Origin of the sequence: Mesorhizobium captivum (genome assembly GCF_033977165.1) — a bacterium.
Lineage (GTDB): Bacteria > Pseudomonadota > Alphaproteobacteria > Rhizobiales > Rhizobiaceae > Mesorhizobium > Mesorhizobium captivum.
The window spans coordinates 109410-135317 of sequence record NZ_JAVIJB010000016.1; the positions used below are offsets into that span (position 1 = coordinate 109410).

Annotated in this window: 21 protein-coding genes; 14 read left to right on the forward strand and 7 right to left on the reverse strand. The window is 63.8% G+C overall.

Features of this window, described 5'->3' with window-relative positions; translation table 11 throughout:
• Nucleotides 1–23: 23 nt before the first annotated feature.
• The gene (locus tag RFM40_RS15935) at nt 24–1304 is read right to left on the reverse strand and encodes a M23 family metallopeptidase (protein ID WP_320277802.1); all 1281 of its coding nucleotides are present in this window, start codon (nt 1302–1304) and stop codon (nt 24–26) included.
• 161 nt (nt 1305–1465) lie between these two features.
• Nucleotides 1466–1933: a peroxiredoxin gene (locus tag RFM40_RS15940; protein ID WP_320227253.1), complete on the reverse strand. Its 468-nt coding sequence runs from the start codon at nt 1931–1933 to the stop codon at nt 1466–1468.
• 96 nt (nt 1934–2029) lie between these two features.
• Between RFM40_RS15940 and RFM40_RS15945 the strand changes: the two genes are divergently transcribed.
• Nucleotides 2030–5440: a YhdP family protein gene (locus tag RFM40_RS15945; protein ID WP_320277803.1), complete on the forward strand. Its 3411-nt coding sequence runs from the start codon at nt 2030–2032 to the stop codon at nt 5438–5440.
• Nucleotides 5441–5492: 52 nt separating this feature from the next.
• On the opposite strand, the gene tyrS is transcribed toward RFM40_RS15945, so the two are convergent.
• Nucleotides 5493–6746: a tyrosine--tRNA ligase gene (gene tyrS / locus RFM40_RS15950; RefSeq protein ID WP_320227251.1), complete on the reverse strand. Its 1254-nt coding sequence runs from the start codon at nt 6744–6746 to the stop codon at nt 5493–5495.
• A gap of 291 nt (nt 6747–7037) precedes the next feature.
• On the opposite strand from tyrS, the gene RFM40_RS15955 reads away from it, so the two are divergent.
• Complete coding sequence (locus RFM40_RS15955; protein WP_320227250.1) at nt 7038–8681, forward strand: ArnT family glycosyltransferase; 1644 nt, start codon at nt 7038–7040, stop codon at nt 8679–8681.
• Nucleotides 8682–8721: 40 nt separating this feature from the next.
• Nucleotides 8722–9573 carry a phosphatase PAP2 family protein gene (locus tag RFM40_RS15960; protein ID WP_320227249.1) on the forward strand — a complete coding sequence of 284 codons (852 nt, stop codon included), beginning with the start codon at nt 8722–8724 and terminating at the stop codon, nt 9571–9573.
• A 21-nt stretch (nt 9574–9594) separates the two neighbouring features.
• Here RFM40_RS15960 and RFM40_RS15965 read toward each other — a convergent pair whose 3' ends face one another.
• Nucleotides 9595–10269, reverse strand: a complete 675-nt coding sequence (locus RFM40_RS15965; protein ID WP_320227248.1) for an alpha/beta hydrolase — start codon at nt 10267–10269, stop codon at nt 9595–9597.
• Nucleotides 10270–10519: 250 nt separating this feature from the next.
• Between RFM40_RS15965 and RFM40_RS15970 the strand changes: the two genes are divergently transcribed.
• From RFM40_RS15970 to sufA, 7 genes are all read left to right on the forward strand, one after another.
• Nucleotides 10520–11695 (forward strand): cysteine desulfurase family protein, encoded by a 1176-nt coding sequence (locus tag RFM40_RS15970; protein ID WP_320227247.1) that lies wholly within the window; start codon nt 10520–10522, stop codon nt 11693–11695.
• A gap of 238 nt (nt 11696–11933) precedes the next feature.
• A complete protein-coding gene (gene sufB / locus RFM40_RS15975; RefSeq protein ID WP_320227246.1) occupies nt 11934–13451 on the forward strand; it encodes a Fe-S cluster assembly protein SufB in 1518 nt (505 codons plus the stop codon).
• Nucleotides 13452–13477: 26 nt separating this feature from the next.
• Complete coding sequence (gene sufC, locus RFM40_RS15980) at nt 13478–14233, forward strand: Fe-S cluster assembly ATPase SufC (RefSeq protein WP_320227245.1); 756 nt, start codon at nt 13478–13480, stop codon at nt 14231–14233.
• Between the two features lie 25 nt (nt 14234–14258).
• Complete coding sequence (gene sufD, locus RFM40_RS15985; RefSeq protein WP_320227244.1) at nt 14259–15530, forward strand: Fe-S cluster assembly protein SufD; 1272 nt, start codon at nt 14259–14261, stop codon at nt 15528–15530.
• A 141-nt stretch (nt 15531–15671) separates the two neighbouring features.
• The gene (locus RFM40_RS15990) at nt 15672–16913 is read left to right on the forward strand and encodes a cysteine desulfurase (RefSeq protein WP_320227243.1); all 1242 of its coding nucleotides are present in this window, start codon (nt 15672–15674) and stop codon (nt 16911–16913) included.
• 5 nt (nt 16914–16918) lie between these two features.
• Nucleotides 16919–17311 (forward strand): SUF system Fe-S cluster assembly protein, encoded by a 393-nt coding sequence (locus tag RFM40_RS15995; protein ID WP_320227242.1) that lies wholly within the window; start codon nt 16919–16921, stop codon nt 17309–17311.
• An 88-nt stretch (nt 17312–17399) separates the two neighbouring features.
• Entirely contained in the window at nt 17400–17780 is a 381-nt protein-coding gene (gene sufA / locus RFM40_RS16000; protein ID WP_320227241.1) for a Fe-S cluster assembly scaffold SufA, read from the forward strand.
• A 33-nt stretch (nt 17781–17813) separates the two neighbouring features.
• Here the strand turns inward: sufA and RFM40_RS16005 are convergent, their stop codons facing one another.
• Nucleotides 17814–18311: a GFA family protein gene (locus tag RFM40_RS16005; protein WP_320227240.1), complete on the reverse strand. Its 498-nt coding sequence runs from the start codon at nt 18309–18311 to the stop codon at nt 17814–17816.
• Nucleotides 18312–18426: 115 nt separating this feature from the next.
• Here RFM40_RS16005 and RFM40_RS16010 point away from each other — a divergent pair, with 115 nt between their 5' ends.
• Both RFM40_RS16010 and RFM40_RS16015 read left to right on the forward strand, forming a co-directional pair.
• Nucleotides 18427–18750, forward strand: coding sequence for a TfoX/Sxy family protein (locus RFM40_RS16010; RefSeq protein ID WP_320227239.1), 324 nt, complete (start codon nt 18427–18429; stop codon nt 18748–18750).
• Nucleotides 18751–18852: 102 nt separating this feature from the next.
• A complete protein-coding gene (locus RFM40_RS16015) occupies nt 18853–19260 on the forward strand; it encodes a nuclear transport factor 2 family protein (RefSeq protein ID WP_320227238.1) in 408 nt (135 codons plus the stop codon).
• Nucleotides 19261–19264: 4 nt separating this feature from the next.
• Here RFM40_RS16015 and RFM40_RS16020 read toward each other — a convergent pair whose 3' ends face one another.
• Together RFM40_RS16020 and RFM40_RS16025 are read right to left on the reverse strand one after the other, a co-directional pair.
• A complete protein-coding gene (locus RFM40_RS16020) occupies nt 19265–20185 on the reverse strand; it encodes a pseudouridine-5'-phosphate glycosidase (RefSeq protein ID WP_320227237.1) in 921 nt (306 codons plus the stop codon).
• Between the two features lie 52 nt (nt 20186–20237).
• Nucleotides 20238–21176, reverse strand: a complete 939-nt coding sequence (locus tag RFM40_RS16025) for a carbohydrate kinase family protein (RefSeq protein ID WP_320227345.1) — start codon at nt 21174–21176, stop codon at nt 20238–20240.
• A 281-nt stretch (nt 21177–21457) separates the two neighbouring features.
• On the opposite strand from RFM40_RS16025, the gene recA reads away from it, so the two are divergent.
• Both recA and alaS read left to right on the forward strand, forming a co-directional pair.
• Complete coding sequence (recA, locus tag RFM40_RS16030) at nt 21458–22555, forward strand: recombinase RecA (RefSeq protein ID WP_059185132.1); 1098 nt, start codon at nt 21458–21460, stop codon at nt 22553–22555.
• A gap of 334 nt (nt 22556–22889) precedes the next feature.
• A complete protein-coding gene (alaS, locus tag RFM40_RS16035; RefSeq protein ID WP_320227236.1) occupies nt 22890–25559 on the forward strand; it encodes an alanine--tRNA ligase in 2670 nt (889 codons plus the stop codon).
• Nucleotides 25560–25908 lie beyond the last annotated feature (349 nt).

Consider the following 25908-nt stretch of genomic DNA (forward strand, 5'->3'; position numbering starts at 1 on the left):
GCCGGTGCGCGGCGAGCGATGCGCTACAGGTACTGCGCGACCTTCTTACCGACGGCGAGGAAGCGCAACGGATCGACCGCCTCGCCGTTGTGACGCACTTCGTAGTGGAGATGCGGGCCGGTCGAGCGACCGCTGCTGCCGGTCTTGCCGATCACGTCGCCGGCGGCGAGCTTCTGGCCGACAGTGACGTCGATTTCGCTCAAATGCCCGTAACGCGTGGCAAAGCCGTTGCCGTGGTCGACCTCGACCATACGTCCGTAGCCTCCGTTCCAGCCGGCCTTGGTGACGACGCCGGCGGCGGTGACCTTGGTCGGCATGCCGATCGGCGCCCTGAAATCCATCCCTGTATGCAAGGCGGCCGTTCCGAGGATCGGGTCGGTGCGCACGCCGAACGGACTGGTCACGGTGTGGCCGGGGGCAGGATTGGTGAGCGGCAATTTGCGCGCTTCCTTCTTGACTTGATCAAGCGCGTCAAGAGCCTCGTCCAGCTCCTTGACCTTGCTATCGAAGATCAACGAGGAATCGAGCGGGACCAGCGGGCCGCCGACATCGTTTTTGTCGAGATCCGCGTCGACCGGTAGGCCTGCCGCTTCCAGCGCCTGGGAGATCGCGTCGGCGTTTTTGTAGGCATTGTCCGCAAGCGTGGTGATACGGGTAAGCTGCTGGTTCTCGATGGCCTTGAGCGACGCGTTGATCGACACGAACAGCTTGTCGGCGCGATCCGCGGCCGTTTCGTTGTCGAGCGGATCGGAACGCGTCGACCAAAGCGAGAAGGGCTTGGTGTCGCCGGCACTCAAGGACGCGACGGAATAGGTCGGAGCCTGCGAAAGGCTGCCGGTGATCTCGGTATGTTCGCCGGGTTTCGTCTCGGTATCCGCTGCGGCTGGCGCATCGCCGACTTCGCTTTCGGCGCGTTCGAGGATCGGTCCCAGGCGGCCATGGCGCTGGCTGAGCTGGGTCTGCCTGGCCAGCAGCTCGCTGACCTTGGTTTCCATCAGTTGCTGGTCGAGAAGCTGGCGGCTGGTGATGCGGTCGACCTGGGCGCGAAGTGCGGAGATGCGGTCCTCATAGGCCTGCTGCATGCGCGCCTGCCTTGCCGTTGTGGCGCCGATCAGGTCGTCGCGCAGCACAAGATAGGAAGTGGCGAGCAGATAGCCGATGGCGATCGCCGCGAGCGCCGATCCGATGAACGCGGCAAGCCAGGGGCGAACGGTGAAATGCCTTATTTCGTTGCCCCGGGCAATGATGACCGTATGGGGCTCCTTGCGCCTGCCGAAGACCGCTGACTGACCGGTTGGTTTCACGGGACCGAGCTTTCGTTACGACTCCAACGACAGCTCGATTACACATTATTAGGGTTAACAAAGCTTTGCTGGCCGCAATGCTCCGGTAACCGATTCACGCGTTGCGAGTAGTGGGTTGTAGGAGCGCTGTCGTAGCCGGCGGCGCGGGGTAGGTCAGAGACTTAAAGGGCGCGCACCGCTTCCAGCACCTCTTCGGCGTGGCCCTTGACACGCACCTGCCGCCAGATGCGGGCGATCCGTCCGTCCTTGCCGATCAGGAAGGTGGCACGCTCGACGCCCATGTATTTGCGGCCGTACATGGTCTTCTCGACCCACAAATGATAGGCCTCGATCACCTTGCGCTCCTCGTCGGCGACGAGATCGACGGTGAGATCGTACTTCGCCTTGAATTTGTCGTGTTTCTTGATGCTATCGGGAGACAGCCCGATGACCACGGCGCCGGCCTTCTCGAATTCCGGCTTCAGCTGCGAGAAGCCGATCGCCTCATTGGTGCAACTTGTAGTGTCGTCCTGCGGATAGAAGTAGAGTACGACAGGCTTTCCCCGGAATGCGGCGAGGCTGAGAGAGCCGCCGCCGTCGCGCGGAAGATCGAATTGCGGCGCAATGTCGCCCACTGCAGGATCAGCCATGTCGATGCCTTTGTCTGAGGTTACGCGCAGATCGAGCATCGATATAACGTGAGGCGGGGATTCGTCCACGACGAGTTCGTCATAACGGAATATTGCGTGGATCAGGAGCAACCGCAGCACGAGAAGATCAGGTTCAGGCGTGACGAGATCACCGACCTGGGGACGTTTCCGTCCGCGTGCGGCGTGCCGCCGCTCGGCCGCGCGTCGGTTCGCCGCCGCTTCCGCATCATCGGCCGGGTGTTTGCCGGGCTCTGCGCGCTGGTGCTTCTGGCGGCGGCAGGTGTCTATGTGCTCGGCACGTCAGGCTTCGGCACGGAGCGGCTTCGAGCCGAAGCCGAGACGGCCATCGAGAAACTTGCCGGCGTCGATGTCAACGTCACGGTCGGACCGGCGCGGCTGACGCTCGACGGATCGAGCTTCGTCGCTCTGCAGGTCAGCGACGTCAGCCTGAAGACCGCCGACGGCAAGCCGATCGCCGATGTCGGGCGTGTCCGCTTCGGCATGCGCCTGCTGCCGCTGCTGTCCGGCGAGGTCCGGCTGACCAGCGCCCGGTTTTCCGATGCCCACATCATGGTTGCCGCAATGCCGTCCGGCGGCGGCGACTGGACGGCGGCGCTGCGCAACGAGGATGGTCTCGTCGATCCGGAGAAAGTGTCGGCTGCCGTGTTTTCGGGCGTCAACGACGCACTCGATGCGGTGCGTGAGGATTCGATGCGTCAGGTCGACCTCAGCAACGTCGAATTCGAATTGCCGGACGGCGGACCGGTCAAGCGGGTGAGGGTCGCCGATGCAACCGTTGCCCAGACCGGCACCGGCAGCATCCAGCTTTCTTACGATGCCGATGTCGACGGCCGGCACGCCACCCTGAAGGCGTCCGCTGTTCGCGACGCGACGACCAGGCGGATCGCATCGCTCGAAGCCAGCCTCGAGGTGGCGGACGCCGGCCGAACCCTGGTCGAGGCAAGCTCCAGCGATGGGAACTCCGCCGCAAAGGGCGGCAAGCTTGGTTCGATTGCGTTGAAGCTCTCGGGCGCTGAAGCCTCCGGCGAAACGCCATCGCGGCTGACGGCCACGCTGTCGCTCGGCGGGTCGGTGCTCGATCTCGGCTCGCGCGGGCTGCTGCCGGCCGACGTCGATGCCAATGCCACGCTTGTGGCCGGGTCGAACAAGATCTCGGTTGACAAGCTGCTGATCAGGACCGGCCGCTCAACCTTCGATTTCACCGGCTCGATTGGGCCGAAGCCGGCAGCCGCGGGCGAGGAGCCGTCCTATCGCTATGACCTTGTCAGCGACGGCTCGACGCTCGCCCCTTCGGAATCGCCGGAACCGGCGCTTCAGTTCCTCGCCCGCGTCGCCGGCGTCTACCAGACCAAGAGCCGCAAGCTCGTCGCCGAGCAGATTGGCGTCCGCTCCGGCGGTTCGAGCGAGGTGCTGGGCACGGCGTCGCTCACCTTCATCGACAACGGCCCGCCGGGCGTGTCGCTTTCGCTCAATGTCCACGACATGCCGGTCTCGCATGTCAAGCAATTGTGGCCATGGTTCTCCGCCCGCAACGCGCGGCTTTGGGTGCTGGACAATTTGTTCGGCGGCCGCGTGGTCGACGCCAATTTGCAGTTCCAGGTCGTGCCGGGGCGGCTCGGCAACGGCGTTCCGCTTTCGGGCGATGAAGTCTTCGGCCGATTCCAGGTCGAGGGGTCGCGCTTCGACACGGCGGGCCGTATCCCGCCGATCCGCGACGCTGTCGGCGTCGTCGCCTTCCATGGCAACGACGTCGATATTAGTTTGTCCTCGGGCAGCGTCTACATGCCGAGCGGCCGCACCGTGGCTGCAAGCGGCGGCACGCTGACGGTGAAGCAGGCGAACCATTCGCCGGTTATCGGTGCGCTCGACATCGACGTCGCCGGCGAGGCGCCGGCAATCGCAGAGCTCGCCTCCTTTGAGCCGATCAATGCCATGCGCCATGTCGGGCTCGCGCCCGAGGATTTGAGCGGCACCGTTACCGGTCATGTGCGGGCCGACATTCCGCTGACCTCAGGCGTCGACACCTCGACGCTCGACTGGTTGGTGGCGCTGGACTACCAGGACCTGTCTTTAGCCAAGCCGTTCGAGGACCAGACGGTCACCGAGGCGGACGGCTCGATCACCGTCAGCCCCGACCGTGCGGTGATATCGGCCAAGGCGAAGCTGAACGGCATTCCGGCGGAACTCGACCTGGTCGAGCCGCTCGACGACAACGGGCCGCCGCGCAGCCGCAAGGTCGCGCTGGTGCTCGACGACAAGACGCGCGACGCGACGATGCCCGGCCTCTCGCCGCTGCTTTCGGGAACGATCGAGGTGGCGATCGACAAAAGCGAGCAGGGCGATCAGGACGTGTCGGCCGACCTGACCAACGCAAGGCTCGATATCCCATGGGCCGGGTGGAGCAAGGGCGCCGGCATTCCGGCCAAGGTCACCTTCACGATGGCGAAGTCCGGCAGCACCACCACACTGTCCGACTTCGATCTCGATGGAAAAAGCTTTTCTGTCAACGGCGATGTGACGCTGGTCAATGGGGCGCTGTCCTCGGCCCGCTTCAGCAAGGTCGCACTCAACCGGGGCGATGACGTCGCCGTCTCGGTGAAGCGATCGGGCAAGAGCTATGCGGTCGATGTCAGTGGCGAGTCCCTCGATGCCCGCTCGCTGATCAAGCAGTTCACCTCCGACGTCGACACGGCCACGAAAGGCGCCGGCGCCGGCGCGATCTCGGTCAGCGCCGACGTGAAGTCGCTCACCGGCTTTCACGACGAGGCGCTGTCGAACCTGAAGCTGAATTACAGCGCTGCCGGCGCCAGGGTGAACGGCCTCGATGTCAGCGCGACGGCGAGCTCCGGTGCGGCGATCACCGTCAGGAACACCACCGGCGACGGCGGCCGTTCGCTCAGGATGAAATCGGCCGACGCCGGGGCCATCCTGCGTTTCCTCAACATCTACGAGCACATGGAGGGCGGGGCGATCACGCTTACGCTCGCGGGCGGCGCCGATGGTCCAATGAAGGGCCAGGTCGACGCCAGCAATTTCTACGTCGTCAACGAGCCGAAGCTTGCATCGATCGTGTCGACCAAGCCGGCCGGCGACACGCGCAGCCTCAGCCAGGCGGTGAAGGCCGATATCGATACTTCAAGGGTGCAGTTCGAGCGCGGCTTCGCCGAGATCGACAAGGGCTCCGGCTATCTCAGACTGGCAAACGGCCTGCTGCGCGGTCCGCGCATCGGCACCACCTTCCAGGGCAAGCTCTACGACCATGACAACAATATGGACATGACCGGTACCTTCATGCCGGTCTATGGGCTGAACCGCATCTTCGGCGAATTGCCGCTGTTCGGTCCGCTGCTCGGCAACGGCCGCGACCGCGGCTTGATCGGCGTCACCTACCGGCTGCGCGGCAACGCCAACAAGCCGAGCCTGGACATCAACCCGCTCTCGGTGATCGCGCCGGGGATATTCCGGTCGATCTTCGAGTACCGCTAGAGACCGGCCCCCGGTTTTCGGGGAAATCGCGGTCAAGCAAAGCTTCGATCAATCAGGCCGGTCGCACCAGGACGTGCTTCTTCCTGCCGAGCGAGAGTTTTACGACACCCTCAGCGCCCAGGTCCTGAAGTGTGACTGCGCGGCGGTCGTCGGTCACCGGTTCGTCGTTGAGGCGCACTGCACCGCCCTGGACATGCCGACGCGCCTCGCCGTTGGAGGCGGCAAGCCCGGCGGTCACGAACAGCGACAGGATGCCGATGCCAGCCTCGAGATCGGCCTTGGCCACTTCGACGCTCGGCAGCGTGTCGGCGAGCGCGCCTTCCTCAAAAGTCTTGCGCGCAGTCTCGCTTGCCGTCTCGGCCGCCTCGCGGCCATGCAGCATGGCGGTGATCTCGGTGGCGAGGATCTTCTTCGCCTCGTTGATCTCCGAGCCGCCGAGCTTTTCGAGGCGCGCGACCTCGTCGAGCGGCAGTGTCGTGTAGAGCTTCAGGAAGCGGCCGACATCTGCGTCCTCGGTGTTGCGCCAGTACTGCCAGAACTCGTAAGGCGACAGCATGTCGTCGTCGAGCCAGACCGCGCCCGAGGCCGACTTGCCCATCTTGGCGCCGGACGAAGTGGTAAGCAGCGGCGTCGTCATCGCATAGAGCTGCGCATTCTCCATGCGATGGCCAAGGTCGATGCCGTTGACGATGTTGCCCCACTGGTCGGAGCCGCCCATCTGCAGCCGGCAGCCGAAGCGCTTGTAGAGCTCGACGAAGTCGTAGGCCTGCAGGATCATGTAGTTGAATTCGAGGAACGACAGCGACTGCTCGCGGTCGAGCCGAAGCTTCACGGAGTCGAAGGCGAGCATGCGGTTGACGGAAAAATGCCGGCCGACATCGCGCAGGAAATTGACGTAGTTGATCTCCATCAGCCAGTCGGCGTTGTTGATCATGACCGCATCGCCGGCGCCCCCGCCGAATTTGAGGTAGGGCGCGAAATTGCGACGGATGCCGACGAGATTGTCCTCGATGTCCTGCGGCGTCAGCAGCTTGCGCGCCTCGTCCTTGAAGGAAGGGTCGCCGATCATCGAGGTGCCGCCGCCCATCAGTGCGATCGGCCGATGGCCGGTCTGCTGCAGCCAGTGCAGCATCATGATCTGGATCAGCGATCCCGCATGCAGGCTCTTCGCCGTCGCGTCGAAGCCGATATAGGCGCTCACCGTTTCCTTGGCGAAAAGCTGGTCGAGGCCGGTTTCATCCGAAATCTGATGGATGAAGCCGCGCTCGCTCATGATGCGCAGGAAATCGGATTTAAAGGCGGACATTTTTTCTTCCTGAAGATCGCCTGGACAATGACGCCAAAGCGTGACGTGAAGGCGGGCGTTTAGCATCAGCGGGCGATCAGCAAAAGTGGTTTCCGGTTTTGCGTTCGATCGCCCACCACTCAGATAGCGGGATCAGCAAAAGTGGTTTCCGGTTTTGAGTCCTGCCCGAATGCTATCGCGCATCCTTGCTTCGCCCCTTTTGCTGGCGTAATGAGGCGCCCGCGCAAGGGCAGCGCGCCCAAACGCCGCGACGGGGCCATCCCGCAATCTCAAATCGGACAAGCTCCCGCGATGAACAGGAACACCCTCATCCTCTTTCTGTTCAGCATCCTTATGACCGTCAGCGGGCTGGCAAGCCTGCCGCCGGTCGACCGCGATGAATCCCGCTTCGTCCAGTCGACCAAGCAGATGGTCGAAACCGGCGATTATATAGACATCCGCCTGCAGGATGTGACGCGCTATAAGAAACCGATCGGCATTTACTGGCTGCAGTCGGCGGCGGTCGCACTGAGCGGCGAGGGGGCCGAAGCGCCGATTTGGGTCTATCGCCTGGTCTCCATGCTCGGCATCGCGCTCGCCGTCGTCGGCATCGGCTGGACGGGCACAAAACTCTTCGGCGCCGATGCCGGCCTTGCCGCAGGCCTGATGATGGCGGCGATCTTCGCCACCGCCTTCGAAGGCCGCGACGCCAAGACCGACGCCATGTTGCTCGCCTGCTGCGTGGCCGCGCAAGGCGCGCTGGCGCAGGTCTATCTGGCGGCGCGCCGCAAAGAACCGGTTGTCGGCCATCTGCCCTGGATCTTCTGGATCGCGCAGGGGCTGGGCATCCTGATCAAGGGGCCGGTGGCACCGCTCTTGTCGCTCTTGACTGCCGCCGCGCTGTTCGCCTTCGAGCGCGACTGGCGCTGGCTTCTGAAGCTGAAGCTGGTGCGTGGTGTGGCAATCGTGCTCGTCATCGTGCTGCCCTGGATCATCCTCATCAGCTGGAAGAGCGGTGGCGCCTTCTTCCAGGACGCGATCGGCAAGGACATGCTGAACAAGGTGGCGCAGGGCGAGGAGTCGCACGGCCTGCCGCCCGGCTTCTACATGCTCACCTATTCGCTGTTCATGTGGCCTTTCGGCCTGATCGCGGTCGGCGCGGGCCTGCAGGCCATCAACCGCTTCTGGGACGACCCACGCCTGCGCTTCTGTCTTGCCTGGTACATCCCGTTCTGGCTGGTGTTCGAGGCGATCCCGACCAAGCTGCCGCATTATGTGATGCCTGCCTATCCCGGCATGGCGCTGCTGATCGGCTGGCTGCTCACCTTGCCGGCGGACAAGGCCAATGCGCCGCTGAAACGCTGGCAAACCGGGCTGTGGTGGGCGACGGCTTTTGGCGTTGTCGTCGTGTCGATCGGGCTGGCGGCAGTGTGCATCGGGGCGCCGATCTATTTCGCCAAAACTTTCTCCTGGTGGAGCATTCCCGCGGCGATCGCCGCTCTGGTCACCGGCTATCTGGCTTTCCCGCGCCAATTGCAGGTGCCGCTCGGGCGCATAGCTGCAATCGCCGTCGGCGCGGGCATCACCTTCAGCCTGCTGTTTGGGGTCATCGCGCCGTCGCTTAAGCCGATCTGGCTGAGCCCCGCCATCAAGGCTGCGGTCGATGCCAACCGCCCTTGCGATACCACGGTGCTCGCCTCGTCGCCCTATCACGAGCCGAGCCTGGTGTTCCTGATCGGCACCAACACCGTGCTGACCGATGTCGACGGCGTCGCAAAACACCTGGCTGCCGATCCGGCCTGCGCGCTGGGGCTAGCTCCGGTCAAGGACGAGCAGAAGCTCAACGAACTGCTTGCTGGGCAGGGCAAGTCGGCCAAGCGGCTTACCGAGATCGACGGGCTCAACTATTCGTCAGGAGACAAGCTGGCGCTCGGCCTTTATCGGGTGACCCCGTGAGGAATAGTGTCGAGCTTCGAGTGGCCCTATAGGCTCAACCATGTCCGCCGTCGCCCTCTACCGCCGCTCGCTCGGCAATTTCCTCGACACGATTGCCATCGTGAGGCGGCGCTTTGTCGTGCGCCCTGCGCGCTACCCCGAGATTCCGTGGGTTGTCTGGGTGCTCGCCTGGCTCCTGCTCACAGCGGCCGTATTCCTCAGCCTCGATAGCGCCGCCGGCAGGATGCGCGGAGAGTGGACGCCCGCCTTCGTCCATTTCACCGACTTCTTCACCGATTTCGGCCTGGGCGGCTGGTACCTCATTCCGGCGGCTCTCTGCCTCGTCGCAGCCAATCTGACCGACTGGCGGCGCCTCTCACGGCAGATGCGCCTGCTCGTCTACAACTGGACCAGCTTTGCTTTCCTGGTGCTCTGCGCGGTCGGCCTTTCAGGCCTGGCGGTCAACCTGCTGAAATACGGCATCGGCCGGGCGCGCCCGCTCTATTTCAACGACTTCGGCGTGCTGTCGCTGCATCCCTTCGCCATGGATGCGCGCTTCGCCGGCTTTCCATCCGGCCATGCCACGACGATGGGCGCGGTGTTCGGCATCCTGCTGCTTTTGTTCCCAAAGCGCTGGCACATCGCGCTGGCGGTCACCGCCTGCATTGCCTCGACGCGCGTCTTCGTCGGCGCGCATTATCCGAGCGACACGGTGGCCGGCTTCGGGCTTGGCCTCGCCTTTGCGATAGTCACAGGGCTGGTCTTCGCGCGGCTCGGTTTCATCTTCCGGCGGCCGTCATCGACCAGACCGGTGCCCAAACGCACGTTCCGGCTGCTACGGTCCAGCGGGGCGAAGAGCAGAATATCGGCGGCACGCCGCAGCGGTGAGCACCTGACCGCTGACCACCCTTAGAGGGTTTATACCGCCCGCGGTCTATCTCAGCCGCTTCGGCCGCGGATCGGCGAGCTCGCCCGCCAGCCTCCGGTCGAGGTAATCGGCGCATTCCTGGATGAGCAATTCGGAATCGTTGGCGAAGAAATGGTTGGCGCCGGGCAGGGTCTTTTGCGTGATCGTGATGCCCTTTTGCGTGTGCAGCTTGTCGACCAGCGTCTGCACGTCCTTGGGCGGCGCCACCTTGTCGGCATCGCCGTGGATGATGAGACCCGATGAAGGGCAGGGCGCCAGGAAAGAAAAATCATAAGTGTTGGGCTGCGGGGCGACCGAGATGAAGCCCTCGATCTCCGGCCGGCGCATCAGAAGCTGCATGCCGATCCACGAGCCGAAGGAATAGCCGGCGACCCAGCAGCTCTTGGAATCGGGATGCAGCGACTGCACCCAGTCGAGCGCGGCGGCCGCGTCCGACAATTCGCCGGTGCCGTGGTCGAATTCGCCCTGGCTGCGGCCGATGCCGCGGAAATTGAAGCGCAGCGTGGTGAAATCGCGCTTCTGGAACATGTAGAAGAGGTCGTAGACGATCTTGTTGTTCATCGTGCCGCCGAATTGCGGGTGCGGGTGCAGCACGATGGCGATCGGCGCGCTCTTTTCCTTGGAAGGCTGGTAACGGCCCTCCAGGCGACCAGCCGGACCGGCGAAAATGACCTCAGGCATAAAACACTCCACGTGGCATACGAAGGCGCAAGCCCAGAACTCTTCTTTTGGCCCATCTTCTGTGGCCTTGACGCCGGGCAAGCGTCTTCCTAGAAGCTAGTTTAGAATTGTTCAAAACTGGGTGGCCGAAACGCAATGGTCCGGCCGCCCGCGCCGCAAGCCGGGTAAATAGGACGGCTTGCCTTGCAATTTCAAGGAAATAACGCGCTATCCTCGCGGAATGGCTGCTGACAGGATCGACTGAAGGAAAATGGCCGCAACCCGCGCCTATCTCGACTACAACGCCAGCGCGCCTCTGCTTCCAGAGGCACGCGCTGCGGTGGTCGCTGCGCTCGATGCCGCCAATCCGTCGTCGGTCCACACCGAGGGCCGCGCGGCGCGGCGGCTGATCGAGGACGCCAGGCGCGACATTGCAAGGCTGGTCAACGCCAAGCCGGAACATGTCGTCTTCACTTCGGGCGCGACCGAGGCCGCTTCGACGCTGCTTACTCCGGACTGGCAGATGGGGCGCGGCGCCGTCCGCATGAGCCGCCTCTATGTCTCGGAAGCCGATCATCCCTGCGTGCTCGGCGGCGGTCGGTTTCCGGCCGCCCAGGTTACTCGCGTCGGCGTCGATCGGGACGGCATCGCCGATCTCGACGCGCTGGCCAAGGCGCTCGCCGCGCACGACAAGGCCGACGGCCTGCCGCTGGTCGCGATCCATGCCGCCAACAATGAGACGGGCGTGATCCAGCCGGTCGGCCGCATCGCCGAAATCGTCAAGGCCGCGGGCGGTGTGCTCGTGGTCGACGCCGTGCAGGCGGCCGGGCGGAATCCGATCGACATCTCAGCCGGTTACGCCGATTATCTGATCCTGTCCTCGCATAAGATCGGCGGCCCGAAGGGCGTCGGCGCCATCGTTGTTCAGTCCGACCTGATGATGCCGAAGCCGCTGATCAATGGTGGCGGCCAGGAGAAGGGCCACCGCGCCGGCACCGAGAATCTCCCCGGCATTGCCGGCTTCGGCGCCGCGGCCCGGGCGGCACTCGTCGGGTTGGATGACATGGAAGCGATTGCGCGACATCGCGACGAGATCGAGGCGATCGTCAGGGAACTCGCCCCGGACGCGGAAATCTTTGGAGCGGCGGCATCCAGGCTTGCCAACACGACATTCTTCGCTATTCCCGGCATCAAGGCCGAGACGGCGCAGATCGCCTTCGATCTTGCCGGTGTGGCGCTGTCGGCCGGCTCTGCCTGCTCGTCGGGAAAAGTCGGGCCAAGCCATGTGCTGAAGGCGATGGGGCATGGCGACGGCCTTGGCGCCTTGCGGGTCTCGATCGGCCGCGCCACCGGCGCCGAGGAGATCGAGGCGTTCCGGGCAGCCCTGGCAGGCGTCATTGCGCGCCAAGTTGGTAGAGAGAAGGCTGGGAAGGAAAAGGCCGCCTGACGGCGGCAAGAGCATTGGATCAAAGAACGCCTCGCCGTTCTCGGAATCGGTGCTCGAAACGAAATTCAGGCCGTCCGGCCTGGTAGAGCCGTGCGCTTCGATTTGACCGGGTGAATTCCCGGTGGAAACGCACTATATGGAGCTTACGCCGCTTCGGGCTTCTCGGATGCCCGGTTCCAGGCGGTGCCATAGTTTGAAAACTGCCGGGCCTTGACCCCGGCGTGGATGGAGAACGCTTATGCCTGCTGTGCAGGAGACGATCGATCGAGTCCGAAAGATCGACGTCGACCAGTATAAATACGGATTCCAGACAGAGATCGAGATGGACAAGGCCCCAAAGGGCCTGAGCGAAGACATTATTCGCTTGATCTCCGAGAAGAAGCGCGAGCCGGACTGGATGCTGGAATGGCGTCTGGGCGCTTATCGGCGTTGGCTGACGCTGGAAGAGCCGACCTGGGCGCGCGTCAAATATCCGAAGATCGACTTCCAGGACATCCACTACTACGCGGCGCCGAAGAGCACGCCCGGTCCGAAGTCGCTGGACGAGGTCGATCCCGAACTCTTGAAGGTCTATGAGAAGCTCGGCATTCCGCTGAAGGAGCAGGAGATCCTGGCCGGCGTCCAGAAGACCGATGACGCGGAACTCGAGGAAGCCAACGACAACGTCTACAAGTCCGGCCGCGTCGCGGTCGACGCCGTGTTCGATTCCGTTTCGGTCGTCACCACCTTCAAGAAGGAACTGGCGGAAGCCGGCGTCATCTTCTGCTCGATCTCGGAAGCGATCCGCGAGCATCCGGAGCTGGTGCAGAAATATCTGGGCTCCGTCGTGCCGACCACGGACAATTTCTATGCAACGCTGAATTCGGCGGTGTTCACCGACGGCTCGTTCGTGTTCGTGCCGAAGGGTGTGCGCTGCCCGATGGAATTGTCGACCTATTTCCGCATCAATGAGCGCAATACCGGCCAGTTCGAACGCACGCTGATCATCGCCGAGGAAGGGGCCTATGTCTCCTATCTCGAGGGCTGCACCGCGCCGCAGCGGGACGAGAACCAGCTTCACGCGGCTGTGGTCGAGCTGATCGCGCTCGACGATGCCGAGATCAAATATTCGACGGTGCAGAACTGGTACCCGGGCGACGCCGAGGGCAAGGGCGGCGTCTACAATTTCGTCACCAAGCGCGGCGACTGCCGCGGTGACCGCTCAAAGATCTCGTGGACCCAGGTCGAGACCGGCTCGGCCATCACCTGGAAATATCCGAGCTGCATCCTGCGCGGCGACGATTCCAGCGGCGAGTTCTATTCGATCGCGGTGTCGAACGGCTATCAGCAGGTCGATAGCGGCACCAAGATGATCCATCTCGGCAAGAACACGTCGAGCCGCATCATCTCCAAGGGCATCGCCGCCGGCTTCTCGCAGAACACCTATCGCGGCCAGGTCTCGGCGCACCGCAAGGCGGCCAACGCCCGCAATTTCACCAATTGCGACTCGCTACTGATCGGCGACCAGTGCGGCGCGCACACCGTGCCTTACATGGAGGCCAAGAACGCGACGGCGAAGTTCGAGCACGAGGCGACGACGTCGAAGATCTCCGAGGACCAGAAGTTCTACGTCATGCAGCGCGGCATCCCCGAGGAAGAGGCGATCGCTCTGATCGTCAACGGCTTCGTCAAGGACGTCATCCAGCAGCTGCCGATGGAGTTCGCCGTCGAGGCGCAGAAGCTGATCGGCATCAGCCTAGAGGGTTCGGTCGGCTGACCGCAAAAGATATTCAGGAAAAAATTATGCTTGAGATCAAGAATTTGCATGCCCGCATTGTCGACGACGGCACCGAGATCATCCGTGGGCTGGACCTTACGGTGAAAGCCGGCGAGGTCGCCGCCATCATGGGGCCGAACGGCTCGGGCAAGTCGACGCTGTCCTACATCCTCGCCGGCCGCGAGGACTATGAGGTCACCGAAGGCGACATCCTTTATAACGGCCAATCGATCCTCGAAATGGATCCGGCCGAGCGCGCCACCAGCGGCATCTTCCTCGCCTTCCAGTATCCGATGGAGATACCGGGCGTGGCGACTATGGAATTCCTGAAGGTGGCGATGAACGAGCAGCGCAAGGCGCGCGGCGAGGAGCCGCTGAAGGTTCCGGAGTTCCTGAAGCGGGTGAAAGAAGCCGCCGCCTCGCTCAACATGGACATGAACATGCTGAAGCGGCCGCTCAATGTCGGCTTCTCGGGCGGCGAGAAGAAGCGCGCCGAGATCCTGCAGATGAAGCTCTTGGAGCCGAAGCTCTGCGTGCTCGACGAGACCGACTCCGGCCTGGATATCGACGCGCTAAAGATCGTCGCCGATGGCGTCAATGCGCTGCGCTCGCCAGAGCGCGCAATCGTCGTCATCACCCACTACCAGCGCCTGCTCGAGCACATCGTGCCGGACAGCGTGCACGTGCTCTACAAGGGCCAGGTGATCAAGTCGGGCGACAAGTCGCTGGCGCTCGATCTCGAGACCAACGGCTATGCCGGCGTGATCGGGCAAGCCGCGTGAGATGGGGCTGAGTGAGGCGAGAGCAATGAATATGCACGCACAGCCCCAGCGGACATTGGCCGAGACGGCGCTGATCGATGCCTTCGGCGAGCGGCTGTCGCTGCTGCCCGGCGACGGCGCGGTGATGACGAAGCGCGACGACGCGATCGAGGCGATCAAGCACGGCCTGCCGACTCGGCGCCTTGAATCCTGGCACTACACGGATCTGCGCCGGCTGCTGACGTCGGTGCCGGCCTTCGAGGCCGATGCGGTTGCGAAGGCGCTCGAACCTGTCCTCGAAGGCTCCGCGGTGCTGCCGCTGCTGAACGGCGTTTCCAACGCAAAGCTGCCCGAGATCGAGGGCGTCACGGTGCAGATCCTGTCGGAAAAGCTGACCGACGGCAGCGTTGCGCCAGGGCTTGATCGTTACGGTGCCGACGATGCGATCGGCGCGCTGAACACGGCCTTCGTCGCCGACGGCTATTTCGTCGACATCGCCGACGGCACTCAACTGGAAAAGCCGATCGAATTGCAGAACCTGCAGGCTGGCGGCCAGGCGCATGTTCGGCTGCTGACGCGTGTCGGCGCCGGCGCCAAGGCGGTCATCGTCGAGCGCCAGGCAGGCGAGGGCAGCGATGCTCTCGTCAGCTCGGTGAGCCAGCTGGTTCTCGACGAAGGCGCCGAGGTGACTTGGCTGATCGTGCAGGAGCAGTCCGATACGGCCACCCATCTCGCCCAGTTCAAGGCGCATATCGGCAAGAATGCGAAGCTGACGCTCTTCGTCATGAATGCCGGCGGCAAGCTGGTGCGCCAGGAGGTCGTGGTCAGGACCACGGGCGAAGGCGCCGACTTCAAGCTGCGCGGCATCAACCTTCTGGCCGGCGACACCCATACCGACACCACCATGGTGCTCGACCATACCGTGCCGCATACGACCTCGACCGAAGTGATGCGCAACGTGGTGACCGGCAAGGCGCGCGGCGTCTTCCAGGGGCGCATCAACGTGCACCAATACGCGCAGAAGACCAATGCCAAGATGGCCTGCAACACGCTGCTTCTGTCGGACGACGGCGAGTTCTCGACCAAGCCGGAGCTGGAGATCTTCGCCGACGACGTCGTCTGCGGCCACGGCGCGACCGTCACCGAGATCGACCACAACCATCTGTTCTATCTGATGGCGCGCGGCATCGACGAGAAGACGGCACGAGGCCTGCTGGTGAAGGCATTCGTCGCCGAAGTGATCGAGGAACTGGACGAAGAGGCGCTGGTCGATGCGCTCGAAGCGCGGCTCGACGGCTGGTTTTTGACGCACGGGTGAAGTGGTCGAGGCATGGCCTCGACCATTACTCCTCATCCGGCCGCCTCGCGGCCACCTTCTCCCACAAGGGTAGAAGGTGGATCGGCGCGAAGCGCCGAGACGGATGAGGGGTGGGTAAAGGAATGAGGCTTTGAGCTTGTGATGGACCAGAAGATCGAATCCGCTCCCTACGATGTCGAGGCGATCCGCCGCGACTTCCCCATCCTGTCGCGCCAGGTCTACGGCAAGCCACTGATCTATCTCGACAACGGCGCCTCGGCGCAGAAGCCCCAGGTGGTGCTCGATACCATCCAGCACGCCTATTCCCAGGAATACGCCAATGTGCATCGCGGCCTGCATTTCCTGTCGAATGCGGCGACCGACGCTTATGAGAAAGCGCGGGAGACGGTGCGCCGCTTCCTCAACGCGCCGAGCACCGACAATATCGTCTTCACCTCAAACACGACTTCGGCGATCAACACGGTCGCCTATGGCTATGGCATGCCGCGGATCGGCGAGGGCGACGAGATCGTGATCTCGATCATGGAGCACCACTCCAACATCGTGCCGTGGCATTTCATCCGCGAGCGGCAGGGCGCCAAGTTGGTTTGGGTGCCGGTCGACGATCTCGGCGCCTTCCACGTCGAGGAATTCGAGAAGCGGCTGACCAACCGCACCAAGCTCGTCGCCATCACCCACATGTCCAATGCGCTCGGCACGGTGACGCCGATCAAGGAGATCGTGCGCATCGCGCATTCGCGTGGCATTCCGGTGCTGGTTGACGGCAGCCAGAGCGCCGTGCACATGCCGATCGACGTGCAGGACCTGGACTGCGACTTCTTCGTCTTCACCGGCCACAAGGTCTACGGTCCTTCGGGTATCGGTGTGCTCTACGGCAAGAAGCACGTGCTGGAAGAGATGCGCCCCTTCATGGGCGGCGGCGAGATGATCGAGGAGGTGACGCAGGACATCGTCACCTACAACGAGCCGCCGCACCGTTTCGAGGCAGGCACGCCGCCGATCGTGCAGGCGATCGGGCTGGGCGCCGCGCTCGAATATATGGAGAAGGTCGGCCGCGAGCGCATTGCCGCCCACGAGGCGGACCTCAAGAATTACGCGCATGAGCGGCTGCGCGCGATCAACTCGCTGCGCATCTTCGGCGACGCGCCGGGCAAGGGCGCCATCATCTCGTTCGAATTGCAGGGCATCCATGCCCATGACGTGTCGATGGTGATCGACCGGCAGGGCGTGGCGGTCCGCGCCGGCACCCATTGCGCCCAGCCGCTGTTGAAACGCTTCGGCGTGACCTCCACATGCAGGGCATCGTTCGGCATGTACAACACCAGGGCCGAAGTCGACGCTTTGGCCGACGCGCTGGAAAAGGCGCGGAAATTCTTCGGGTGACGATCATGGATGATGTGAGCACCACCGCAGAGACCGCTCCGGAAACCGCCGGCAACGGCATCGTCTCGGCTTCGGCTATTCCGGCCGACGAGTTGGCTCGGCTGACCGACGACATCGTCTCGGCGCTGAAGACCGTCTACGACCCGGAAATCCCGGCCGACATCTATGAACTCGGTCTTGTCTACAAGATCGACATCGAGGACGACCGCACGGTCAAGATCGACATGACGCTGACCGCGCCGGGCTGCCCGGTGGCCGGCGAGATGCCCGGGTGGGTCGAGAACGCCGTCGGCGCCGTGGAAGGCGTTTCAGGCGTCGAGGTCAACATGGTGTTCGACCCGCCGTGGACGCCCGACCGCATGTCGGAAGAGGCGCAGGTCGCGGTCGGGTGGTATTGAGGTTGACTTGTACCCTAGGTCAAACTTTACCATCTTAAGGGCAGACTCATTCCGTGGGCCTTGAACCCGCGCGAACGTGGAGAATGACATGGGACGCTTCGCCGTCATCACGATGACCGATAAGGCCGCCGACCGCGTGCGCGAGATCGTTGCCACCCGCGAGAATGCGAACGGCATCCGCCTTGGCATCCGGAAGGGCGGCTGCGCCGGCATGGAATATACGATCGACCTGGTGTCCGAGCCGAACCCCAAGGACGACCATGTCGAGCGCGACGGCGCGCATGTCTATGTCGCGCCGGAGGCAGCGCTCTTCCTGCTCGGCACCGAGATGGACTTCGAGCAGACGACGCTGCGTACCGGCTTCACCTTCAGAAATCCGAACCAGAGCTCGGCCTGCGGCTGCGGCGAATCCGTCGAATTGAAGCCAGCCGACCTCAAGGCGCTGGCCGAGGCGCGCGCCTCGGCCTGAGTTTCCTTCTCCCCGTAAACGGGGCGAAGAAATCTAATCCACCCACATCCCTGTCCGCTTGTGCCAGTCGGCGATCGATTCCTCGGGATAGACCTCGAACACCTTGTCGTTCTTTCCGACCACCGGCTCGACCCAGTTCGCCTTGTATTTCAGCATCAGATGCACCTTTTCCGGCGGCTTGGGCAGATCGCTGTCGATCGCCGAGGCGAAGGGATGCACGAGATCCGGCCAGGTCGGGTCGTAGAGCCATAGCGCCGCTCCGCATTTCTTGCAGAAATTGCGCTCGCCGGTCGAGACTTCGCAATGCGGGTGCTCGTCGTCCTCGATCTCGGCGCGGTAGACGCCGAGGACGCGCTTGCCCCTGATGTCCATCGTCTCATAGTCGGCGCCGAGATTGATCGCAAAACCGCCGCCGCCCTGCTGCTTGCGGCAGATCGAGCAGTAGCAAAGCATGAACGGGACAGGCGTGTGGCTTTCCACCTCGAAGCGGACGGCGCCGCAGCGGCAGGAGCCTTTGAGCAGGATGGGCATCGAACAGATCTCCACGTTTGACTGGCGACGACAGCACCGGACGCTTCCCTCAACTTGTCAGCAGGCTTTCGGTTGCCGGCATGACAAGCCGATGGCGGCGTGACATCATCGCGCCATGGACGACGAACGCATCCGCGAACTCTTCGATGGTCTCGGGCCTGTCAGCATCCGCCGCATGTTCAGTGGCAAGGGCATCTATCACAACGGCGTTATCTTCGCGCTCATCCTGCGCGGAGACCTGATGCTGAAGGGCGACGACGAGGTTGCCGCCGAGTATGAGGCAGCGGGTGGCCGGCACTGGACCTACGTCAACAAGCGCCATGGCAAAGAAGTCGCCATGCCCTACTGGACCGCGCCCGAAAGCGCGCTGGACGACCCCGACGAAATGACCGTCTGGGCGCGCAAGGCCTATGAGGCGGCGGTCAGAGCCGGGAAATGAGCGCCATCGGTGACGTACAGAGCCGTAGCGGCTTCAGATGCTTCGTCGCGAGGTACTCATGGTGTCCACACGACAAGCGGACGGCAAAGGAGGATCGCGATCATGGAAAGCGGGACCGAAGCCGGGAATGTCGGGCAGATCCGCGATCTGATCGAGCATTGGGCCGAGGCCGTGCGTCGAAAGGACATTGACGGCATTCGCGCCCATCACGCGCCGGATTTCGTCATGTTCGACGTGCCGCCGCCGCTGCAGTTCCAGGGCCTCGATGCCTATATGGCGACCTGGCCGCTGTTTTTCGGCGCTTCGCCCGAGCCACCGGTTTTCGATATCGTCGACTTGAAAATCACCGCCGGTGTGGACGTGGCCTTTGCATTCGCCCTGATGCGCTGCGTGGTGGTGTCGGGCAAGGACGCGGGTGATCTCGATTTCCGGCTGACGATTTGCTTCCGCAAGATCGCGGGCCAATGGACCTTCGTGCACGAACATCACTCGGTGCCCGCCACGGACTGACGGTTCAGGCGAGCGCCCTTGCGATCTCCGCCGCCAACCGCGCATTGTTTTCGACCAGCGCGATATTGGTCTTGAGGCTGCGGCCGCCGGTGAGTTCCAGGATCTTTGACAGCAGGAACGGCGTCACCGCCTTGCCGGTGACGCCCTGCGCCTCGGCCGCCTTCTGCGCGGCCTGGATATATCCGTCCATCTCGACGGCCGGAATCTCATCGTTCTGCGGCACCGGATTGGCAACCAGGATGCCGCCGCCCAGGCCGAGCGCCTTCCTTGTATGGTAGAAATGCGCGATGTCCTCAGGCGCATGCAGCGTCAGCGGCGCACGGAACGGCGACTTCCTGGACCAGAAGGCCGGCATGGTCTCGCAGCCATGGCCGATGACCGGCACGCCGCGCGTCTCCAGCACTTCGAGCGTCTTTTCGATGTCGAGGATCGCCTTGGCGCCGGCTGACACGACGATGACCGGGGTGCGTGCCAGTTCGTCAAGATCGGCCGAGATATCGAAACTCTTTTCGGCGCCCTTGTGGACGCCGCCGATACCGCCGGTGGCGAACACTTTTATGCCGACCATGTGCGCGGCGATCATGGTGGCGGCAACGGTGGTGCCGCCGGTGCGCTTTTGAGCCACGGCAAAGCCGATATCGGCGCGCGAGAGCTTCATGGCGTCGCCGGTCATGGCAAGCGATTCGCGCTCGCCATCGGAAAGGCCGATCTTGATGCGGCCATCGACCACGGCGATCGTCGCCGGCACCGCCCCGCCATCGATGATGATCTGCTCGACCTTCGCCGCCATCGCGCCATTGTCGGGATAGGGCATGCCGTGGGTGATGATGGTGCTTTCCAGCGCCACCACCGGCCGGCCGGCAGCAAGCGCCTCCGCCACCGGCGGGTGAATGTCGATGAAGGAGCGGGCGGTTTCGGGTGTCATGGCTGTCTCCGATCCGGAGCATGCTCCGGCAAGCTGATCTGGCGTGCCGGTCCTATGCCATTTCCCGCGCATCCGGCACAAGGGCAAGCGCCTGCGCGAAACTGGCGGCCGTGAAGGACGGCACCGCCTCGGCGCTCTCGATGGCGAGCATCGCCGCGGCAACACCTTCGCGCAGCGCTGCCCGCAGGGGCAGGCCGCGCAGCAGCGCGGCGACCGTGGCACCTGTCAGCGCATCGCCGGCCCCGGTGACGTCGGCGACCCGTCGCGGTGGTGGAGGGTCGATGGCGAAGACGCCGGATTGGTCGAAGCCCAGCACCGCAGCGCTGCCGGCAGTGACCACGCCGGCGCGCAATCCCACCCGTCTCAACTCATTGACTAAATCCTGGCCGGACAGGTCGGCGCCGGCAAGCGCCGCCGCCTCGCGGCGGTTCATGAACAGCAGCGAGAGCTCGTCGAGCAGCGGCGCCAGCCGCACGACCTTGGCCGGCGAGATGGCGATGGCGAAGATGGGCCTCTCGCCAGCCTGCGCCACGAGGCGCTCGAGCGCCGCCGTCGGCAGGTTCGCGTCGCAAAGGATCGCGTCCGTCTCGGCGATCGCCTCGCGTACCTTGGCGCGGCGGATCTGCTTGGAGAAGGCGAGGTCGTAGAGGCCCATATCGGCAAAGCCGACGATCAGCTCGCCCTCGCTGTCGATCAGCGCCGTGTAGCTTGGCGTCATGCGGTCGAGGAACACCACCGAGAGGTCGTCGATGCCGGCCCCGGCGATCGCCGATGCGACCGCCTCGGCCGCCGCGTCGCCGCCGCGCACCGAAAGCAGCGAGGCCGATACGCCGCGCTTCACCACGCTGCGCAGCGCGTTGAAAACGCCGCCGCCGACCTCCTCGCGCATGACGCCGGGATTGGAGGCTGCGGGCACATAGGCGCCCGACACCTGGCCGCGTCGGTCGATATGGGCGCCGCCCAGCGCCAGAATTTTCGGGGATGTCGGCATGCGGGAGAGGTGACCTTCGTTGATTGTTCGCGTGCGCACACTAGGTTTCCCCGCATCGCCCCGCAATCGGTGTCGCGATTCGGGCCGGCTGGAAATCGAAGTCTCTTTGGCCAGCGGTGTTGGCGCGCTCCAGTTCTAGTGAGACAAAAATAGAACAGATCCCGGATATCGGTTATTTTTCAGCTATTTGCTGCCTCTTGCCAAGTGAGAACAAAAAAGGTACAAAATGGCAAGGATTACGGATTGTCCGGCCTTCATTGACGACCAAGGGGTGATGTATCATGGCTCAGAATTCTTTGCGGCTTGTAGAGGATAAGGCAGTGGACAAATCAAAGGCTCTGGATGCGGCGCTGTCGCAAATCGAGCGCGCTTTCGGCAAGGGCTCGATCATGCGGCTCGGCGCCAACGAGCAGGTGGTCGAGATCGAAACCGTGCCGACGGGATCGCTCGGCCTCGACATCGCGCTAGGCGTCGGCGGTCTGCCGCGCGGCCGCATCATCGAAATCTACGGGCCGGAAAGCTCGGGCAAGACGACGCTGGCGCTGCATACGGTTGCGGAAGCGCAGAAGAAGGGCGGCATCTGTGCCTTCGTCGATGCCGAGCATGCGCTCGATCCGGTCTATGCCCGCAAGCTCGGCGTCGATCTCGAAAACCTGTTGATCTCGCAGCCCGACACCGGCGAGCAGGCGCTGGAGATCTGCGACACGCTGGTGCGTTCCGGCGCCATCGACGTGCTGGTGGTCGATTCGGTCGCGGCGCTGACGCCGCGCGCCGAAATCGAGGGCGAGATGGGCGATGCGCTTCCCGGCCTGCAGGCCCGCCTGATGAGCCAGGCGCTGCGCAAGCTGACCGCCTCGATCTCGCGCTCCAACACCATGGTGATCTTCATCAACCAGATCCGCATGAAGATCGGCGTCATGTTCGGCTCGCCCGAGACGACCACCGGCGGCAACGCGCTGAAATTCTATGCCTCGGTGCGCCTCGACATCCGCCGCATCGGCTCGGTCAAGGACCGTGACGAGGTGGTCGGCAACCAGACCCGCGTCAAGGTGGTGAAGAACAAGCTGGCCCCGCCCTTCAAGGTGGTCGAGTTCGACATCATGTATGGCGAGGGCGTGTCGAAAACCGGCGAGCTAGTCGATCTCGGCGTCAAGGCCGGCGTGGTCGAAAAGTCGGGCGCCTGGTTCTCCTACAATTCGCAGCGTCTCGGCCAGGGCCGCGAGAACGCCAAACTGTTCCTACGCGACAATCCGGACACCGCGCGCGAGATCGAACTGGCGTTGCGTCAGAATGCCGGGCTGATCGCGGAGAAATTCCTCGAGAATGGCGGCTCCGAAGGTGGCGACGACGGTTTTGAGGACGAAGCCGGCGCGATGTAAGGCCGGGCAATTCCGGGGGAGTGTGCAGCGGTTTCCGTCTGGAATTGCGCAAAAGCAATTAGTCGGCTTGGCCGGAGTTTGGCCACAATCCTATTATATTTGTATATGCTTATGTAATCGCGTTCTTGAGTATTGCGTCCCGAACCGCCGGCCCTCGTGCCGGCGGTTTGCGTTTCCGGGGGCGGTACACATGCACGGACAGCTCGTGAATTGGCCCAATTCCGTGTTTCTGGACAGGGTCAAGAGCTACGGCTAAAAGGCCACCTATCGTCTGAAACACGAAAGCCCATTTGCCGCCGGCCAAGCCGGCGGTTCTCGCGAAAAGGCAGTACTCATGAGTGGCGTGAACGACATCCGGTCGACATTCCTCGACTACTTCCGCAAGGAGGGTCACGAGATCGTCGCCTCCAGCCCGCTGGTGCCGCGCAACGATCCGACGCTGATGTTCACCAACGCCGGCATGGTGCAGTTCAAGAACGTCTTCACCGGCCTAGAGAAGCGTGCCTATTCGCGCGCCGCGACCGCGCAGAAGAGCGTGCGCGCCGGCGGCAAGCACAACGACCTCGACAATGTCGGCTACACCGCGCGCCATCTCACCTTCTTCGAGATGCTGGGCAATTTCTCGTTCGGCGATTACTTCAAGGAGCGCGCGATCGAGCTTGCCTGGAACCTGATCACCAAGGAATTCGGCCTGCCGAAGGACAAGCTCCTGGTCACCGTCTATCACACCGATGACGAGGCGGCCGGCTACTGGAAAAAGATCGCCGGCTTCTCCGACGATCGCATCATCCGCATCCCGACCTCGGACAATTTCTGGGCGATGGGCGACACCGGCCCATGCGGCCCGTGCTCGGAGATCTTCATCGACCGCGGCGAGCACATCTGGGGCGGCCCGCCCGGCAGCCCGGAAGAGGATGGCGACCGGTTCCTCGAATTCTGGAACCTGGTGTTCATGCAGTACGAGCAGGTGACGAAGGATGAGCGTATCGATCTGCCGCGCCCGTCGATCGATACCGGCATGGGTCTGGAGCGCATGGCATCCATCCTGCAAGGGGTGGAGAGCGTCTTCGAGACCGACCTGTTCAAGCATCTGATCGATGCCGCGTCCTCGGCGCTCGGCCACGGGCCGAGTGCGGAGAACGTCGGATCCTACCGCGTGATCGCTGATCATCTGCGCTCGACCTCCTTCCTGGTGGCCGACGGCGTGCTGCCGTCCAATGAAGGCCGCGGCTATGTGCTGCGCCGCATCATGCGCCGCGCCATGCGCCATGCGCAGCTGCTCGGCGCCAAGGAACCGCTGATGTGGCAGCTGGTGCCGGCGCTGGTGCGCGAGATGGGCCAGGCCTATCCGGAACTCGTGCGCGGCGAGGCGCTGATTACCGAGACGCTGAAGCTCGAGGAGACGCGCTTCCGTAAGACGCTGGTGCGCGGTCTCGGCCTGCTCGCGGATGCGACAGAGACGCTGCATGCCGGTGACATGCTGGATGGCGAGACGGCTTTCAAGCTCTACGACACCTACGGCTTCCCGCTCGACCTGACGCAGGACGCGCTGCGCCAGCGCAACATTTCGGTCGATCTGGCCGGCTTCACCAATGCGATGGAGCGGCAGAAGGCGGAGGCGCGCGCGCATTGGGCGGGTTCCGGCGAGGCGGCGACCGAGACGGTCTGGTTCCCTATCCGCGAGAAGGTGGGCGCGACCGATTTCCTCGGCTACGAGACCGAGCAGGCGGAAGGCCTGGTCCAGGCGCTGGTCAAGGACGGCAGGACCGTCGACAGCGCCGGGCAGGGCGATGCCGTTGCCGTCGTCGTCAACCAGACGCCGTTCTACGGCGAATCCGGCGGCCAGATGGGCGACACCGGCGTTATTGCCGGCGACGGTTTCGTGATCGAGGTTTCCGACACGCAGAAGAAGGCTGACGGGCTGTTCGTGCATCTGGGCAAGGTGACGAGCGGCACGGTCAAGACCGGTTCGTCCGTCGAGCTGAAGGTCGACCACGCGCGCCGTTCGAAGCTGCGCGCCAACCATTCCGCGACGCATCTCATCCATGAGGCGCTGCGCGAGGTGCTGGGTACCCATGTCGCGCAGAAGGGCTCGCTGGTCGCTCCCGACCGGCTGCGCTTCGACATTTCGCATAACAAGCCGATCTCGTCCGAAGAGCTCGAGGATGTCGAGCGCATGGCCAACGAGATCGTCGTGCAGAACAGCCCGGTGACGACGCGCCTGATGTCGGTCGACGATGCCATTGCCGAGGGCGCGATGGCGCTGTTCGGCGAGAAATACGGCGACGAGGTGCGCGTCGTGTCGATGGGCACGGGGCTGCATGGCGCCAGGGCCAACCGTCCCTATTCGGTCGAGCTCTGCGGCGGCACGCATGTCAGATCCACCGGCGATATCGGCCTGGTGCGCATCCTGTCGGACAGCGCGGTTGCGGCCGGCGTGCGCCGCATCGAGGCGCTGACCGGCGAGGCCGCGCGCAAGCATCTCGACGAGCAGGACAAGCGCCTGAAGGCTGCTGCGGCGACCTTGAAAATCTCGCCGGCCGACGTGCCGGCTCGCGTCGAGGCGCTGCTCGATGAGCGCAAGAAGCTTGAAAAGGAGCTCTCCGAAGCGCGCAAGAAGCTGGCGCTTGGCGCCGGCACAGCCGTGTCCGATGCTCCGCCGACCAACGAGACCGTTGCCGGTGTCGGCTTCCTCGGCAAAGCGGTCAGCGGCGTCGCGCCGAAGGACCTGAAGCCGCTGGCAGATGCCGGCAAGAAGACGCTTGGCTCCGGCGTTGTCGTCTTCGTCGGCGCCGGCGAGGACAATAAGGCAAGCGTGGTGGTTGCCGTCACCGAGGACTTGACCAACCGCTTCAGCGCCATCGATCTGGTGCGCGTTGCCTCGGCAGCGCTTGGCGGGCAGGGCGGCGGCGGGCGTCCCGACATGGCGCAGGCCGGCGGCCCCGATGCCTCCAAAGCCGACGATGCGATCGCGGCGGTGAGAGCGGCGCTGGAGGCTGCTTAAAGCACGTCGCCCAGAAGTGTGCAGCGGTTCTGGGGCAACGACATGCATCAAAACAAAAACTTAAAGCGCGTCGCCTGAATCCGTTTCAACGCGACGCGCTTTAGCTTCTGGGGCTGGCCGAACTGGTCCAAGTCTTTCAAGGGCAGCGCTGCCCCTCATCTGGCTGCCGCCATCTTCTCCCCGTTGAACGGGGAGAAGGGCGCTGCTATCGCGGCTTTCGCCAATCGCCGGCGTTGCAGAGAAAGCGCCGGCGTTGCGGCCAGCTTCTTTCTCCCCGTTCAAGGGGAGAAATGCCCGGCAGGGCAATGAGCGACTATCTGAGGTGTCAAGTTGCATTTGCGAACTCGCT

What these genes read in the sequence shown, in the direction of transcription:
- RFM40_RS15995 (WP_320227242.1), top strand. Translation starts at nt 16,919, where the DNA reads ATGGATGATGTGAGCACCACCGCAGAGACCGCTCCGGAAACCGCCGGC.
- RFM40_RS15970 (WP_320227247.1), top strand. Translation starts at nt 10,520, where the DNA reads ATGGCCGCAACCCGCGCCTATCTCGACTACAACGCCAGCGCGCCTCTG.
- RFM40_RS15955 (WP_320227250.1), top strand. Translation starts at nt 7,038, where the DNA reads ATGAACAGGAACACCCTCATCCTCTTTCTGTTCAGCATCCTTATGACC.
- sufB (WP_320227246.1), top strand. Translation starts at nt 11,934, where the DNA reads ATGCCTGCTGTGCAGGAGACGATCGATCGAGTCCGAAAGATCGACGTC.
- RFM40_RS16025 (WP_320227345.1), bottom strand. Translation starts at nt 21,176, where the DNA reads ATGCCGACATCCCCGAAAATTCTGGCGCTGGGCGGCGCCCATATCGAC.
- RFM40_RS15990 (WP_320227243.1), top strand. Translation starts at nt 15,672, where the DNA reads ATGGACCAGAAGATCGAATCCGCTCCCTACGATGTCGAGGCGATCCGC.
- tyrS (WP_320227251.1), bottom strand. Translation starts at nt 6,746, where the DNA reads ATGTCCGCCTTTAAATCCGATTTCCTGCGCATCATGAGCGAGCGCGGC.
- RFM40_RS16010 (WP_320227239.1), top strand. Translation starts at nt 18,427, where the DNA reads ATGGACGACGAACGCATCCGCGAACTCTTCGATGGTCTCGGGCCTGTC.
- sufC (WP_320227245.1), top strand. Translation starts at nt 13,478, where the DNA reads ATGCTTGAGATCAAGAATTTGCATGCCCGCATTGTCGACGACGGCACC.
- RFM40_RS15965 (WP_320227248.1), bottom strand. Translation starts at nt 10,269, where the DNA reads ATGCCTGAGGTCATTTTCGCCGGTCCGGCTGGTCGCCTGGAGGGCCGT.
- RFM40_RS16015 (WP_320227238.1), top strand. Translation starts at nt 18,853, where the DNA reads ATGGAAAGCGGGACCGAAGCCGGGAATGTCGGGCAGATCCGCGATCTG.
- RFM40_RS16005 (WP_320227240.1), bottom strand. Translation starts at nt 18,311, where the DNA reads ATGCCCATCCTGCTCAAAGGCTCCTGCCGCTGCGGCGCCGTCCGCTTC.
- RFM40_RS15940 (WP_320227253.1), bottom strand. Translation starts at nt 1,933, where the DNA reads ATGGCTGATCCTGCAGTGGGCGACATTGCGCCGCAATTCGATCTTCCG.
- sufD (WP_320227244.1), top strand. Translation starts at nt 14,259, where the DNA reads ATGAATATGCACGCACAGCCCCAGCGGACATTGGCCGAGACGGCGCTG.
- RFM40_RS15960 (WP_320227249.1), top strand. Translation starts at nt 8,722, where the DNA reads ATGTCCGCCGTCGCCCTCTACCGCCGCTCGCTCGGCAATTTCCTCGAC.
- alaS (WP_320227236.1), top strand. Translation starts at nt 22,890, where the DNA reads ATGAGTGGCGTGAACGACATCCGGTCGACATTCCTCGACTACTTCCGC.
- RFM40_RS16020 (WP_320227237.1), bottom strand. Translation starts at nt 20,185, where the DNA reads ATGACACCCGAAACCGCCCGCTCCTTCATCGACATTCACCCGCCGGTG.
- sufA (WP_320227241.1), top strand. Translation starts at nt 17,400, where the DNA reads ATGGGACGCTTCGCCGTCATCACGATGACCGATAAGGCCGCCGACCGC.
- recA (WP_059185132.1), top strand. Translation starts at nt 21,458, where the DNA reads ATGGCTCAGAATTCTTTGCGGCTTGTAGAGGATAAGGCAGTGGACAAA.